Below are 13,540 nucleotides of genomic sequence, written 5' to 3' on the forward strand. Positions count from 1 at the left end.
ACGAAACCGACGGCTGGGGAAGGATTACGAGTACCACCCTGAGGTAACGGAAGCCTGGATGTACCTAGGTATGATACGCTTGCTGTTAAAGCGGCTGGCAAGGGCCGCATAGGCTGGATAAGGAGGTTTTTACGACAGTCTCTTAGCCAAGTTTGCCCATTTGGGCAACTACCCTTTGGGGCGGGATGGCTAATGGGGTGCTAAGGCGGGACGGTCTAAGCCTTCTGGGCTTTCTGTCTTGACAAGAAGCGCCAAAGGTTCCTAAATGGGGGGCGATGCCGAGGGCGAAAGGGGTGAGCCCTTCCAAGACCAAAGGCCCCTTGGAAAAGGGGCCCAAGGAGGCCTCTTCCCAGGCTGCCACCTTGGTGGTGGTGGAGTCTCCTGCCAAGGCCAAGAGCATCCAGAAGATGCTGGGGCCAGGGTATGAGGTGCGGGCCAGCCTGGGGCACGTGGCCGACCTGCCGGAGAGGGAGCTTGGGGTGGATGTGGCGCGAGACTTCGCCCCCACCTACGAGGTGAAGAGGGACAAGAAGCCGGTGGTGGAGGCCTTAAAGCGGGCCGCTAGGGGAAAGCGCCTCCTCATCGCCACCGACCCCGACCGGGAAGGGGAGGCCATCGGCTGGCATGTGGCCCGGCTTCTGGGCCGGGATCCCAGTGAGCCTTTAAGGGTGGAGTTCCACGAGATCACCCCCAAGGTGGTGCGCCAGGCGGTGGCCCACCCGAGGCCCATTGACCAGAACCTGGTGGACGCCCAGCAGGCCAGGCGGGTGCTGGACCGGCTTTTAGGCTACAACCTTTCCCCTCTCCTTTCCCTGGAGTTCCGCAAGCGGGCCCTTTCCGCTGGCCGGGTGCAGAGCGTGGCCCTGCGGCTTCTGGTGGAGCGGGAGGAGGAGATCGAGGCCTTCCGCCCGGAGGAGTACTGGACCTTGGAGGGGGTTTTCACCCTGGGCCAGGACAGGAGGCTTTCCGCCATCCTCTACGAGGTGGAAGGCAGGCGGCTTTGGGCTGGCCAGGGGGAGAAGGAGGGGAAGCTTCACCTGGCGACGGAGGCCCAGGCCAGGGCCCTGGCTGAGGAGGCTTGGGGAGAGGCCTACCGCGTGGCCCGGGTGGAGACCAAGGAGCGGCGCAAATCCCCCCCACCCCCTTTCACCACCTCCACCCTGCAACAGGTGGCCAGTAGCCGCCTGGGCTACACAGCAAGCCGCACCATGCGCATCGCCCAGCGCCTGTATGAGGGCGTGGATCTTCCCGAGGGCACGGTGGGCCTCATCACCTATATGCGCACGGATTCGGTGCGGGTGTCCCCGGAGGCTTTGGGGGTGGCGCGGGAAGTGATCCAGCAAATGTTTGGTTCCGAGTACCTGCCGGAGGCCCCTAGGATCTATCGCAACCGCAAGGAGGGGGTGCAGGACGCCCACGAGGCCATCCGGCCCACCGATGCCAGGCGTACGCCAGAGAGCGTGAGGAAGTACCTTTCCGAGGAGGAGTACCGCCTTTATGACCTCATCTGGCGCCGTTTTGTGGCCAGCCAGATGGGGGATGCCCTTTACGACCAGACGGTGGTCCTGTTGCAGGACCTAACGGCCAAGCCCCGTTTTACCTTCCGGGCCTCGGGTTCGGTTTTGCAGTTTGAGGGGTACCTAAAGGCCTGGGGGCGGGAGGCCACCTCCTCTGAGGTGCCGGGGGAAGACCAGGAGGAAGCCGGGGTCTTGCCCGAGGTGGCGGAGGGGGAGAAGGCGGAACCGGTGCAGATGGTGCCAAAGCAGCACTTCACCGAACCCCCACCCCGCTACACCGATGCCACCTTGGTGAAGACCATGGAGGAACTGGGCATTGGCCGCCCTTCCACCTATGCCCCCACCCTGGAAACCTTGGAGAAGCGGGGGTATATGGTGCGCAAGGGGCGCGCCCTCCTGCCCACCCCTTTGGGCCGCCAGGTGACCCATTACCTGAAGGAGCGCTTTCCCCAGGTGGTGGCCTACGAGTTTACCGCCCGCATGGAGGACCGTCTGGACCAGGTGGAGGAGGGAAAAGCCCCCTGGCCCAAGGTGGTTTGGGAATTTTACGAGCCCTTCTTGGGAGAACTGGCCCAGGTACCCAAGAAGACCTGCCCCCGGTGCGGAAGGCCTTTGGAGCTAAAGGTAAGCCGCTATGGGCAGTTTCTGGGGTGCACGGGCTACCCGGAGTGCACCTACACCGAGCCCCTGGAGAAGAAGAAGGAGGCCGAGCCCATCGGGGAGGCTTGCCCCAAGTGCGGAAGGCCCCTGGTGCGCAAAGAGGGGCGGTATGGGAGCTTCATTGCCTGTTCCGGCTACCCCGAGTGCGACTACACCCGGGACGACGGCGAGCCCACGGGGCATGCCTGCCCCAAGTGCGGAAGCCGGGTTCTGGAGAAGCGAAGCCGCCGGGGTAAGCCCTATTACAAGTGCGAGAACAACGCCTGCGATTTCCTTTCCTTTTATCCCCTTTTGGAGCAAACCTGCCCTTCCTGCGGCTGGCCTTTGGTGAAGAAAGGGGAAGGGGCCTGCATAAACCCCGCCTGCCCGGCCCATGACCCCAAACTGGTCCCGTCCCCCAAGGCCTTCGCCCAGGGGGCTAGGGGCAGGGGCAAAGGCCGCCCCGGGGCCAAGGCTAAGGAAGAGGTCCAGGAGGCTTCCCCACCCAAACCCCCTAAGGACTGGGAGGAGCTAAAGCCCTTCCTGAGGGAACTCACCCCGGAGGAGCGCCAGGCGGCGGAGGCCCTGTTCCTGGGTGAACCCCTTTCCCCGGAGGCGGCCAGGCTGGCCCGGCGGGCTATTTTCAAGCTGCGGATGAAAAAGGGCCGCGCCAGGAAGGAGGCGGTTACCTGATGGAAAGCTTCAAACTCCACCTCCTGCGCCTGGCCCGGGAGGGGAGGGTAGAGGTCCCCGGCCTGCCGGTGCGGGCTTACACCTTGGCCATCGAGGCTTCCCAAGGGGAAGAACGCCAGGGCCAGGGTTTCTACCTGGTGTTGGAAGGGGAGCTGGTCATTGACCTGCCGGGAGGCCGGTACCTTCACCTGAAAAGGGGGGAGGCGGCCCGGGTCACGGAGCCCCACCGCTTGGTGCCGGTGGAGCGGGCGGTGGTTTTGGAGGTGGGGTAGGCCCCACCAGATAGACGGCACCCCAGGGGCGGTAGACGCTGACCACCTTGTCCTCCCGCACCCGCCCATCCCGGTAGCGCACCGTGCGCCGCACCTCCACCTTGGCGCCTTCGGCGGCAAAGTCCACCTGCTTGCGCACGCCGGGGGGTAGGGAGGGGTCCGGGATCTCCTTTGGGGGGAGGGGTGGTTTCTGGTCGGAGATGAAGGGGCCTTCCCAGCGCACCTCCCGGTCCTTGGTGCCGAAGAGGTGGAAACGGAGGGTGGTGCCTTGAAGCGAGCGTTGCACCAGGATATAGCCGGGGGTGTCGTTCACCACCTTGAGGTCCTTGTAGGGCTGGATCACCGCGGCATCCAGGCCCGTGGGCTTGTAGTAGGCCACCTGGTAGCTGTGGGCGTGGCGCTCCAGGATGGGAAGCCCCGCCAAGAAAAAGGCGCGGAAGAGGGTGGTGGAAACCTGGCAAACCCCACCCCCCACCCCCTGTTCCGTGCGATCCCCTACGATTACGAAGGCTTCCTTATAGCCTTCCTCCTTCGTGACGGGTCCCAGGGCTTGGTTGAAGGAGAAGGTGCCTGGGGGAATCAGAAGGCCATCCAGCTTGCTGGAGGCCAGGAGCAGGTTATGGGTGCGTTCCCGGCTGGAGCCCCGGAAGTCCGTTTCCCCTGTGGCCAGGTGCTCCCGTACCCCTAGGGCATAAAGCTCCCTTAGGTTTGGGCTTGGGGGGGTGTAGCGGGCAGGTAAGCGGAAGCTCTTGCGACCCCTGCTAAGGGCCTCCCGGTAGGCGGTTAGGACCTCGGCCTCGTCAAAGGCGATGCCCTTTTTCTCCACGCCCCGCCAACGGCCATCTTGGAAGATGAACCGGGGAGGTCTTGCCTTCCGTACCAGCCTTTTTAGAAGCGCTCTCAGTTCTCTCTCGGAGGCTACGGGGTGGGTTTGGCTACCCACATAGGTGCGGAGCTGGCCTTCTTCAATGACGTCCTCCTCTACCACCAGGATGGCGGCGATTGGGGGGCTTTCGGATCCGGTCTGCGCAAGGGCTAGGCCAAGGAGGGAAATCCAGCCAATACGGCGCAACATGTAGATAGTGTATGCAAAGCCCTTTTAGGTTTCTGTGAAAAGTCCCACCGCCCGGTATAGGACCTCCTCCTCTTCCGGAAGGAGGTGGCGGGCCTGGCCCTTGGGCAGGTCGCCCAGGGTAAGGGGGCCTAAGGAGAGCCGCTTCAGGTAGAGGACCCGGTTGCCCCGGGCCTGGAACATGCGCTTCACCTGGTGGAAGCGGCCTTCCCTTAGGACCAGCTCCACCCAGGTGGGGTCCTCCTGCCAGGTGAGTTCTGCCGGGAGGAGCTTTTCCCCGTCCAAAAGAAGCCCTTGGCTGAAGGCCTTCTGGTCCTCCCAGGTGGCCGGGCGTTCCAGGTGGACCAGGTAGCGCTTTTCCACCTTGTGCCGGGGGTGGGTGAGGCGGTGGAGGAGCTGGCCGTCGGTGGTGAAGAGGAGGAGGCCTTCCGTGTCCTTGTCCAGGCGGCCCACGGGGGAGAGGTCCCGGGTGGGAAAGCCTTCCAGGAGGGCATAAACCGAAGGGCCTTCCTGGCGGCTGGTCACGTATCCTGCCGGCTTGTGCAGGAGGATATGGTGATGGCGCCGCACCGCCAGGGATTGGCCGTTCACCTCGAGCCGCGCCCCTGGGGGTACGGGAAAGGCAGGGTCCTGGACCACCCGGCCTCCCACCACCACCTTTCCGCTTCGCACCAGGCGGGCCACCTCCTTGCGGCTTCCTAGGCCCAGGCGGGCGAGGAGCCTATCCAGCCTTTCCCCTTTCATAGCTCCAAGGCCCCTTCCAGCCACCACAAGGCCCCTTTGGCCTTTTCCTTGGCAAACTCCTCGGGGGTTAGGCCTTTGGCCTCCACCCGGCCCGGGTTCAGGCTCTGGAGGAGGAGGAGGCGCTCCAAGGGGTCCTTGGGCAGGTGGGGGGAGACCACCAGGAGGTCTATATCGCTTTCCGGGCCAAAGCTTCCCCGGGCCACCGAGCCATAGAGGTAAACCTGGGCCTCTCCCAGGGTTTCCCGCACCCTCTTGGCGTAGGCCCGGGCCTCCTCCAAAAGGGCTTCCCAAGCAGCCATGCGCCGCCTAAGGGCTTTTGAGTTCATTCCAAACCTCCTCCGCCCATTTCAGGATCCTCTCGGCCGCCCTTAGGGCCTCTTCAGCCCGGGCCCGGGTGTAGTACTCGTAAGGGCTTCCCTCAGGATAGGCGTCGGGATAGCGGGCGGGAATGTAATGGGCGTCTAGGGTGCGCCCTGCCTCTTCCAAGGCTTCGGGAACCTCGTGCCCCGCTTCCTTCAGCGCCTGGATGAGGCGGATCAGGGCGTGTCCAAAGGCGGGCTGCCCCAGCCCCCGCAGGAGGCCTTTAAGGGCGTATTCCCCTGCCTGATGGGCCTTGAAACTGGCCCAGTCGTAATCCCCTTCCCTCAGGTCCTTTCTGGAGGAGGCCAGGGTGTGCTGGGCCTGGGCCCGCCATCTTGCCCACTCCTCCCAGTCCAGGGGCGCCATCCTCCTTATTCTAAAGGGCATGAGGCTTTACCAGGAGGATAGCTACGCCACCCGCTTCCGGGCACGGGTGGTACGGGCTTGGAGCGACGCAAAGGGCCACTATGCCGTGCTTTCCCAGACCCTTTTTTACCCCGAGTCCGGGGGGCAGCCTGCGGATACGGGGGTCTTGAGGGGGGATTTTGGCGAGGTGCGGGTGGAGCACGTTTTTGAGGAGGCCAAGGCCTTTGGGGAGGTGGTGCACCGCCTTAAGGCCCCCGTCCCCGAGGGGGTGGAGGTGGAGGGAGAGGTTGACTGGAACCGGCGCTTTCGCCACATGCAGCGCCACACCGCCCAGCACATCCTCTCCCAGGCCCTTTTGCGGGCCGGCGGGTACCACACGGTGGCCGTGAGCCTGGATAGCCCCATCTCCACGGTGGACCTCGAGGAGGAAGCCCAAGACGCCAAGGTCAAGGAGGCCGAGGCCCTGGCCAACTTCGCCGTGTACGCCGACTTTCCCATCGAGGCCTTCTGGGTTTCGGAGGAGGAGCTCGCCCGCTACCCCTTAAGGCGCCCTCCCAAGGTGCAGGGCAGGGTGCGCCTGGTTAGGATCGGGGATTTTGACCTGGCGGCCTGCGGGGGCACCCACCTTAGGACCAGCGCCCAGGCGGGGCCCATCAAGGTCCTGAAGTGGGAGCGGTACAAGGGGGGAAGCCGGGTCTACTTCATGGCCGGCTGGGAGGCCTTGGAGGACTACCACGCCAAGCACGCCCTCCTTTCCCGCCTGGCCCTTTCCTTCTCCACCAGCCCTTTGGAGCTGGAAAAGCCCGTGCGCAAGCTTCAGGAGGAGCTTTATTCCCTGAAGGGGGAGAACCTGGAGCTTAAAGAGGCCTTGGTGGAGGCCCTCCTGCCCCGGGCCCTGGCGGAGGGGGTGCTCCTGGTGCCGGCCCCTGTCTTGGGAGACCTGGCCAAGAGGCTCCTCTCCTGGAGCGACAAGACCTTTTTGCTCCTCTCCTCCGAAGGGCGCTTTGCCACCCTTGGCCCAGGTCGGCAGGCGGTTTTGCAAAGGCTTCAAGCCTTGGGAGCCAAGGGCGGGGGGAAGGAGGTGGTGCAGGGGAGCCTGCCCAAGGAAAGGGTGGCCGAGGCCCTGGACCCGGGCCTCGTAAGCTAAGGGCATGGGGCTTTTTGAGGGGAAGGGGGTTTTGGTAACGGGAGCTGCCCGGGGCATAGGCCGGGCCATCGCCCGGGCCTTTGCCCGGGAGGGGGCCCTTTTGGCCTTGTGTGATCTCCGCCCTGAGGGGCGGGAGGTGGCGGAGGAGGTGGGGGGCTTTTTCGTGCAGGCGGATCTGGCCGAGGAGAGGGACCGGGTGCGTTTCCTGGAGGAGGCGGCCCGGGCCTTGGGGCGGGTGGACGTGTTGGTGAATAACGCCGCCACCAGCGCCCCAGGATCGGCCCTTACCGTGAAGCTTCCTGAGTGGCGAAAGACTTTGGAGGTCAACCTCACCGCCCCCATGCACCTTTCCGCCCTGGCGGCCAGGGAGATGGCCAAGGTGGGTGGGGGGGCCATCGTGAACGTGGCCAGCGTCCAGGGGCTCTTTGCCGAGCAGGAGAACGCCGCTTACAACGCTTCCAAGGGGGGGCTGGTCAACCTTACCCGGTCCTTGGCCTTGGACCTGGCCCCTCTGGGCATCCGGGTGAACGCCGTGGCCCCGGGGGCCATCGCCACGGAAGCGGTGCTGGAGGCCATCGCCCTTTCCCAGGACCCCGAGAAGACCCAAAGGGACTGGGAGGACCTGCATGCCCTAAGGAGGTTGGGCCAGCCGGAGGAGGTGGCGGAGGCGGTGCTCTTCCTGGCCTCGGAGAAGGCCAGCTTCATCACCGGGGCCATCTTGGTGGTGGATGGGGGCATGACGGCCAGTTTCATGATGGCGGGAAGACCAGTGTGATACCACCCCACCCTGGCTTGCGCCAGGGTGGGGGCCCCGGACATCCCACCCCGTCTTGGCTTGCGCCAGGACGGGGGCCCCGGATGGGCCTTTCTGTGGGGCTCATCTTGGGGGTGGGGTCTCGGTTTTACGTGGCGTGGTCCTTGTAGGGTTCTCCCCGCAGGTCGGAGATGAGGTGCACGGCCACATAAGCCCCGTCCCCTGCGCTCACGATGGCATGCCCCGGCACCTTGCCCCGGGTCACCCCAGCGGCATAGACCCGGGGGTAGCTGGTGCGCCCCATCTCGTCGGTGTCAATGTGGACGCCCTTTCGGGTTAGGCCCAGAAGGGAGGGCAGGGTGGGGTCCTTGTGGGTGCAAAGAAGAAGCCGTTCCGCTTCCACCATGCCCTCCTCGGTTTCCACCTCAAAGACCCCTCCCAGGTCCCGCACCCCCTTGACCACCCCTTTGCGGATCTCGGCCCCATAGCGGCGGGCGTGCTCCTTTAGCCTTTCCAACAGCTCTTCCCCAGAGGGCTCATCCAAAAGGCCCGGGTAGTTGGGCACCCGGCTCACCTGCTTGATCTTGGAGTGCCCGCCGTCCAACACCAAGACCTTAAGCCCGGCCCGGGCCAGGAAAAGGGCCGCAGAAAGACCAGAAGGGCCACCACCCACCACGAGAACATCCCACATACCACCTAGAGTATAGGGGTTTGGGGGTTCCCTTGGGGGAGTATAATCGGGCACGCATGCTTCTGGACGACCGCTACCCGGTGCTGGAGACCCTCGAGGAAAGGGAGGGGACCATCCTTTATCGGGTGGAGGGCGGGGTGGTTTTCTTCTTCCAGGTGCGCACCCCCGAGGACAAGGAGCGCTTTTACCGGTACCGGGCGGCCATCAAACGCTTAGAGGAGCTTGGGCTTGTGGAGGCGGTGGTTTCCGCCAAGCCTGGGCGCTACTACGCCTTTTTCCCCGAGCGTCCCTTGGCCCGGAAAGCGCCGCCTAGGGCTGCTCTGGAGGCCCTGGCTCCCTTGGGATTCGGCCCGGAGCACCTGGCCATGGCCGAGGAAGGAGTGGCCTACCTCTCCCCCTGGCCCCTGGGGCCTGCCCGGCGGGCCTTGGCCCAGGCTCCCTCCCGCCTTCGGCCTGGCTTTCTTCTGGGGGTGGCCCCGGGCCTTCTCCTCTTCCTCCTGGGGCTATGGCTTTTTTCCCAAGGGGTTTACCGCTACTTCAACCCCCCGGAGTACGCCGTGCCGGACCTGGTGGGCAAAACCGCCCGGGAGGCCTTTCTCCTCCTGAAGGATACGGGGCTTAGGCTGGAGGTGGTGGAAGGGAACGACCCCGCCAAGCCCAAGGAGGTGGTGCTGGCCCAAGACCCTCCACCGGGGACCCGCCTTAGGGCTGGGCGCACCGTGCGCCTCACCCTTAACCAGGCCCGGCTGAATCCCTTGCCCGAGCTGAAGGGGCTTCGCCAGGAGGAGGCCGAGGCCCGGCTTTCCCAGCTGGGGTACCGCCTGGCCGGGGTGGCCCAGGTGGAAAGCCCTGAGCCCTTGGGCACGGTCCTGGCCAGCGATCCCCCCCCCGGCACCCCCTTGCCCCCTGGGGCCACGGTGCGCCTTCTGGTCTCCCGAGGGGCTTCCCTGGGTCCCACGGTGCCCCTGCCCCAGCTCACGGGTTTGGGCCAAAAGGAGGCGCTGTTCCTCCTGAACGCCATGGGCCTGCAGGTCCAGGTGGAGGAGGTGCCCTCCGGCGCTCCTCCCGGTACGGTTTTGGCCCAGGAGCCGGCCCCCGGAACCCCCATGCCCCCGGGAAGTGGGGTGCGCCTAAGGGTGGCGGTGAGGGGAGAGGTGCGGGTGGGGGCGTTGAACCCTCCCCGGCCTCCGAGCCCCGAGGCCCGCACCGTGACCCTGGCCCTGGACCTTCCCCAGGAGGCGGAGGGCCGCCAGGTGCGCCTGGTGCTCTTGGACGATCGGGGGGAGCACCTGGTCTACGAGGGGGAGGGCCGGGAGGGCCTAAGGGTTTCAGGTACCTATGAGGTGGTGGGGGAGGGCCGTTTCCGCCTTTACCTGGATGGGGAGCTCTTCCAGGAGTGGGCTCCTTGACCCTCGGCTAAGGGGCGAGTATGCGGGGAGGCTGGGCTGAGGACCGGGCGCTCGCCTACCTTCTTGAGCGGGGCTACCGGCTTCTGGGCCGCAACCGCCGCACCCCCTTTGGCGAGGTGGACCTCTTTATGGAGAAGGAGGGGGTGTACGTGGTGGTGGAGGTGAAGCAACGTAGCTCGGGGGCGTTTGGAGCCCCTTTGGAGGCCATCACCCCGAGGAAGGTGGAGCGCCTGCTGAAAAGCGCCCGCTATCTCCTGGGCCGGGACGATCTTGCCGTGAGGCTCGAGGCCATCCTGGTCCACGGCACCCCAAGGTCCCACCGGATAGAGCACCTGGTGCTGGAAGTGTAGGCGGCCCTCCTCAGGGCTTTTCCCCTTTGGGTAAGCTTGGGGGTGTTTAGGAACCTCGAGGCCTACCTCCTGGCCCTGGAAAGGAGGGGGGAGCTTAAGCGCATCAGGGTACCCGTTTCCAGCGAGCTGGAGATCACCGAGATCGCTGACCGCATGGTGAAGATGGGAGGGCCAGCCCTTCTTTTTGAAAGGGTGGTGGGTAAGGACTTCCCCGTGGCCATCGGCCTCTTTGGCACCCGGGAACGCACCGCCTTGGCCTTGGGGGTGGAGGACCTGGACCAGCTTGCGGCCAAGGTGGAAGCCTTGCTGGCCCTTAAGCCCGGCAAAGGGGGGCTTTCCGCCCTTTTGGGGCTTCTTCCCAAACTTCCTCTCCTCAAGGGGTTCTTCCCCAGGTGGGTCAGGAAGGCCCCCGTCCAGGAGGTGGTTCTAAAGGGGGAAGCGGTGGATCTCTCCCGCTTGCCCATCCTTAAGTGCTGGCCCTTGGACGGAGGGCCTTTCCTCACCCTGCCCCTGGTGATCACCAAGGACCCAGAGACCGGGGAGCTCAACGTGGGCATGTACCGGATGCAGGTCTTGGACAGAAGGAGCACCGCCATGCACTGGCAACTCCATAAGGTGGGCCGCCGCCACCTGGAGAAGGCCAGGAAACTGGGGAAGAGGCTGGAGGTGGCCGTGGCCCTCGGGGGGGACCCCATCCTCGCCTACGCCGCCACCGCCCCCTTGCCTCCCCTGCCCGGGGTGAGCGAGTTCCACCTGGCGGGCTTTCTGCGGGGAGCCCCAGTGGAGCTGGCCCGGGGCATCACCGTGGACCTGCCGGTGCCTGCCGAGGCGGAGTTTGTCCTGGAGGGCTACATTGACCCGGAAGAACCCCTGGTGGAGGAAGGCCCCTTTGGCGACCACACCGGCTTCTACACCCCTGTAGACCTTTACCCCCGCTTCCATGTGACCGCCATCACCCACCGCAGGAGGGCCATTTACCCTGCCACCATCGTGGGGGTGCCTCCTATGGAGGATGCCTACCTCATAGAGGCTTCCGAGCGGCTTTTCCTGCCCCCCTTGCGCCTGGTCCTCCCCGAGGTGGTGGACTACCACATGCCCCCCGAGGGGGTGGCCCACAACTGGGTGAACGTGGCCCTGCGCAAGGAGTACCCAGGCCAGGCCTACAAGGTGGCCTATGGGATGCTGGGCCTAGGCCAGATGATGTTCGCCAAGGTGATCGTGGCCGTGGACGGGGACGTGCCGGTGAAGCCGGGCTTTAGGACCCTTCAGGAGGCCCTTAAGCATGCCCTACCTGGTCGGGATACCCTTCTTCTAAGGGGGCCCATGGACGTCCTAGACCATAGCTCTCGCGGCTTGGCCTTCGGGGGTAAGCTGATTTTGGACGGTACCCGCAAGCTTCCCGAGGAGGGGGGAGAGGTGCCCTTCGTACCCCGGGCGCATGTGGAACTACCCCCTCTGGAGGTGGAGGACCAACGCCAGTGGCCGGGGATTTGGGGCGTGGCCTTGCGCAAGGAACGCCCAGGGCAGGCCTTCTCCTTGGCGGAAAGGCTCCTCAGCACCCCGCAAAGCGCTGGCATCCGCCTTCTTCTCCTGGCGGACCACGGCACCCTCTTGATCCCTGAGGAGCTCCTTTGGGCTGTGTTCAACAACATAGACCCGGAGCGGGATGCCCGGGTCATGCAGGGGGTGGAGGGCCCGGTCTTGGTGCTGGACGGCACCCGCAAGCTTCCCGAGGAGGGCTTTACCCGCACCTGGCCCGAGCGCATCCGCATGGATGCCCGGATCAAAGCCCTGGTGGACTCCCGTTGGGAGGAGTACGGCCTTTAGGCCGTTCGCAAGCTCCGGTTGCGGATAAGGCCGCTTTTCATGGCCCGCACCACCTCCCGGTGGAGCCTTCCCTTTCTCGCTTCCTCCTCCAGCACCCCTAAGGCTTCCTCGGGGCGCAAGGGCTTGCGGTAGGTGCGCACGCTGGTGAGGGCATCGTAGATGTCGGCGGCGGTGAGGGCCTGGACCAGGAGGGGGATATCGGTAAGGCCATCGGGGTAGCCCGAGCCATCCAGCTTCTCGTGGTGCCAGCGCACGTAGGGCCGCAGGCGGGCATAGGCCCTTAGGGGCTGGATGATCTCATCGCCCTTCACCGGGTGCTGGCGGATGAAGCGCCACTCGTTTTCCGTGAGCGGGTAGTCGCCCCGCAGGATATGGTCGGGGATGGCGATCTTGCCCACGTCGTGAAGCAAAGCCCCCATGCGCAACTCCTCCAGCTCCCCGTTCCTGGCCCCTAGCTCTTCCGCGGTCCAAAGGGCGTACTGGGCCACCCTTTCCCCGTGGCCGGCGGTGTACGCGTCCTTGGCCTCCACCGCCCGCACCAGGGCGAGAAGCGTTCTTTCCAGGTCCTCCAGCTTTTCCTGAAGCCGGCGCCTTTCCAGGTGCCCCCGGACCCTGAGCCGGAGTTCCGTGAGGTCCACGGGGCGGTTCAGGAAGTCGTCGGCCCCGGCTTCTATCCCCCTTAGGCGCACCTCCTTGTCCCCGTCGGCGGTGAGGAGGATCACGGGGAGAAGGGGATCAAGGGCCTTGACCCTGCGGGTGAGTTCCAGGCCATCCATGACCGGCATGTGCAAGTCGGTGAGCACCACCTGGGGGAGGCCATCCTTAAGAAGATCCAGGGCCTCTTGGCCATTCCGGGCTTCCTGCACCTCTACCCCTAGGGGTTCCAGGGCCCGCATGAGGAGAAGACGCTGGATGGGCTCGTCATCCACCAACAACACCCGTTTGGGGGAAAACGCTGCGCTGGGTTTCATAGCCCCACTCCCTTAAGGATCAAGGTCAAGAGGCCACTCCGGCCACTTTCCATCTGCCCTGTGCGTTCCACCAGGCCCTTCCTTTCCAGGCGGAAGAGGTAAAACCGCACCAGGTCTAGGGGCATTTCCAGGGCCTCGGCTAAGGTTTCTGGGGAAGCTCCCCCCTCCAGGTGGGGCAGGGCCCTTTGCAAAAAGCTTTCCTGGGAAAGATGCTTTCCTGCTATAAGGGTGGCCTTGAAAAGGGCCCGGGGATGGGGGAGGTAGGGGCGGTAGCGTTCCAGCTCGTCCTGGAGGGTGATGGTGCGGAGAAGGGCCTTCTCCAGAGGCCAGTTCAGGCGGCTCCGATGCTTGGGTTTTGCCCCGGGGATGAACTCAAAGCTCCCTTGCCGGGCCTGGATCAGGGCTTGCAAGACGGCCTTGGCCATCAGGGGGTCCAGGGGCTTGCCGTTTTGGTCAATGGAGCGGATGAACCCGGGCTTAAGGTAGATGATGGTGGGGGGAATATCCTTTAGGTTCCAAATCTCCAGGGCCCCTTCCTTTTGGGCGAGGAGCTGGAGGAGCTCCTCCAGGGGTAAGGAATCTAAACTTCCAAATAGGGCCATAACCCAACCTCCCTTGTTCACCTTAGGCCTACCCTGTGAAAAGGATTCCTTCGTTTGCTACCCTAAAGCTCCACCCCAGCCATTTGCAGCAGGACATGGCTGCGGATGAGGTTGTGGGCCAACAGG

General features: G+C 65.0%; 14 protein-coding genes. 7 read left to right on the forward strand and 7 right to left on the reverse strand.

What is annotated here, in order from left to right; translation table 11 throughout:
- Positions 1-407: 407 nt before the first annotated feature.
- The gene (gene topA / locus DK874_RS11305; protein ID WP_240307674.1) at positions 408-2,849 is read left to right on the forward strand and encodes a type I DNA topoisomerase; all 2,442 of its coding nucleotides are present in this window, start codon (positions 408-410) and stop codon (positions 2,847-2,849) included.
- Positions 2,849-3,121: a cupin domain-containing protein gene (locus DK874_RS11310; RefSeq protein WP_114314127.1), complete on the forward strand. Its 273-nt coding sequence runs from the start codon at positions 2,849-2,851 to the stop codon at positions 3,119-3,121. Before topA ends, DK874_RS11310 begins: the two co-directional genes overlap by 1 nt.
- Here the strand turns inward: DK874_RS11310 and DK874_RS11315 are convergent.
- Genes DK874_RS11315 through DK874_RS11330 form a run of 4 tightly spaced genes read right to left on the reverse strand, consistent with a single transcriptional unit; the run spans position 3,063 to position 5,663 of the window.
- Entirely contained in the window at positions 3,063-4,196 is a 1,134-nt protein-coding gene (locus DK874_RS11315; protein WP_114314128.1) for a VanW family protein, read from the reverse strand. The two genes, DK874_RS11310 and DK874_RS11315, sit on opposite strands and share 59 nt — an antisense overlap.
- A 24-nt stretch (positions 4,197-4,220) precedes the next feature.
- Positions 4,221-4,937 carry a pseudouridine synthase gene (locus DK874_RS11320; RefSeq protein ID WP_114314129.1) on the reverse strand — a complete coding sequence of 239 codons (717 nt, stop codon included), beginning with the start codon at positions 4,935-4,937 and terminating at the stop codon, positions 4,221-4,223.
- Positions 4,934-5,263, reverse strand: a complete 330-nt coding sequence (locus tag DK874_RS11325; RefSeq protein WP_114314130.1) for a nucleotidyltransferase domain-containing protein — start codon at positions 5,261-5,263, stop codon at positions 4,934-4,936. The genes DK874_RS11320 and DK874_RS11325 overlap by 4 nt, the downstream gene beginning before the upstream one ends.
- The gene (locus DK874_RS11330) at positions 5,244-5,663 is read right to left on the reverse strand and encodes a HEPN domain-containing protein (protein WP_205387589.1); all 420 of its coding nucleotides are present in this window, start codon (positions 5,661-5,663) and stop codon (positions 5,244-5,246) included. Before DK874_RS11330 ends, DK874_RS11325 begins: the two co-directional genes overlap by 20 nt.
- A 19-nt stretch (positions 5,664-5,682) precedes the next feature.
- Between DK874_RS11330 and DK874_RS11335 the strand changes: the two genes are divergently transcribed.
- Positions 5,683-6,810 carry an alanyl-tRNA editing protein gene (locus tag DK874_RS11335; protein WP_114314131.1) on the forward strand — a complete coding sequence of 376 codons (1,128 nt, stop codon included), beginning with the start codon at positions 5,683-5,685 and terminating at the stop codon, positions 6,808-6,810.
- A 4-nt stretch (positions 6,811-6,814) separates the two neighbouring features.
- Entirely contained in the window at positions 6,815-7,585 is a 771-nt protein-coding gene (locus tag DK874_RS11340; RefSeq protein ID WP_114314132.1) for an SDR family NAD(P)-dependent oxidoreductase, read from the forward strand.
- Positions 7,586-7,712: 127 nt separating this feature from the next.
- Here the strand turns inward: DK874_RS11340 and DK874_RS11345 are convergent, their stop codons facing one another.
- Complete coding sequence (locus tag DK874_RS11345) at positions 7,713-8,255, reverse strand: NAD(P)/FAD-dependent oxidoreductase (RefSeq protein ID WP_114314133.1); 543 nt, start codon at positions 8,253-8,255, stop codon at positions 7,713-7,715.
- Between the two features lie 56 nt (positions 8,256-8,311).
- Here DK874_RS11345 and DK874_RS11350 point away from each other — a divergent pair, with 56 nt between their 5' ends.
- The 3 genes from DK874_RS11350 to DK874_RS11360 are packed head-to-tail and all read left to right on the forward strand — an operon-like array spanning position 8,312 to position 11,841.
- Positions 8,312-9,664: a PASTA domain-containing protein gene (locus DK874_RS11350; protein ID WP_114314134.1), complete on the forward strand. Its 1,353-nt coding sequence runs from the start codon at positions 8,312-8,314 to the stop codon at positions 9,662-9,664.
- A gap of 20 nt (positions 9,665-9,684) precedes the next feature.
- Entirely contained in the window at positions 9,685-10,014 is a 330-nt protein-coding gene (locus DK874_RS11355) for a YraN family protein (RefSeq protein WP_114314135.1), read from the forward strand.
- Positions 10,015-10,056: 42 nt separating this feature from the next.
- Positions 10,057-11,841, forward strand: coding sequence for a menaquinone biosynthesis decarboxylase (locus DK874_RS11360; RefSeq protein ID WP_114314136.1), 1,785 nt, complete (start codon positions 10,057-10,059; stop codon positions 11,839-11,841).
- On the opposite strand, the gene DK874_RS11365 is transcribed toward DK874_RS11360, so the two are convergent.
- Together DK874_RS11365 and DK874_RS11370 are read right to left on the reverse strand one after the other, a co-directional pair.
- Positions 11,838-12,812: an HD-GYP domain-containing protein gene (locus DK874_RS11365; RefSeq protein ID WP_114314137.1), complete on the reverse strand. Its 975-nt coding sequence runs from the start codon at positions 12,810-12,812 to the stop codon at positions 11,838-11,840. The genes DK874_RS11360 and DK874_RS11365 overlap by 4 nt on opposite strands.
- Complete coding sequence (locus DK874_RS11370) at positions 12,809-13,414, reverse strand: DUF4388 domain-containing protein (protein ID WP_114314138.1); 606 nt, start codon at positions 13,412-13,414, stop codon at positions 12,809-12,811. Before DK874_RS11370 ends, DK874_RS11365 begins: the two co-directional genes overlap by 4 nt.
- Between the last annotated feature and the right edge of the window lie 126 nt (positions 13,415-13,540).

The sequence above is a fragment of the Thermus caldifontis genome (assembly GCF_003336745.1).
Taxonomy (GTDB): Bacteria; Deinococcota; Deinococci; order Deinococcales; family Thermaceae; genus Thermus; species Thermus caldifontis.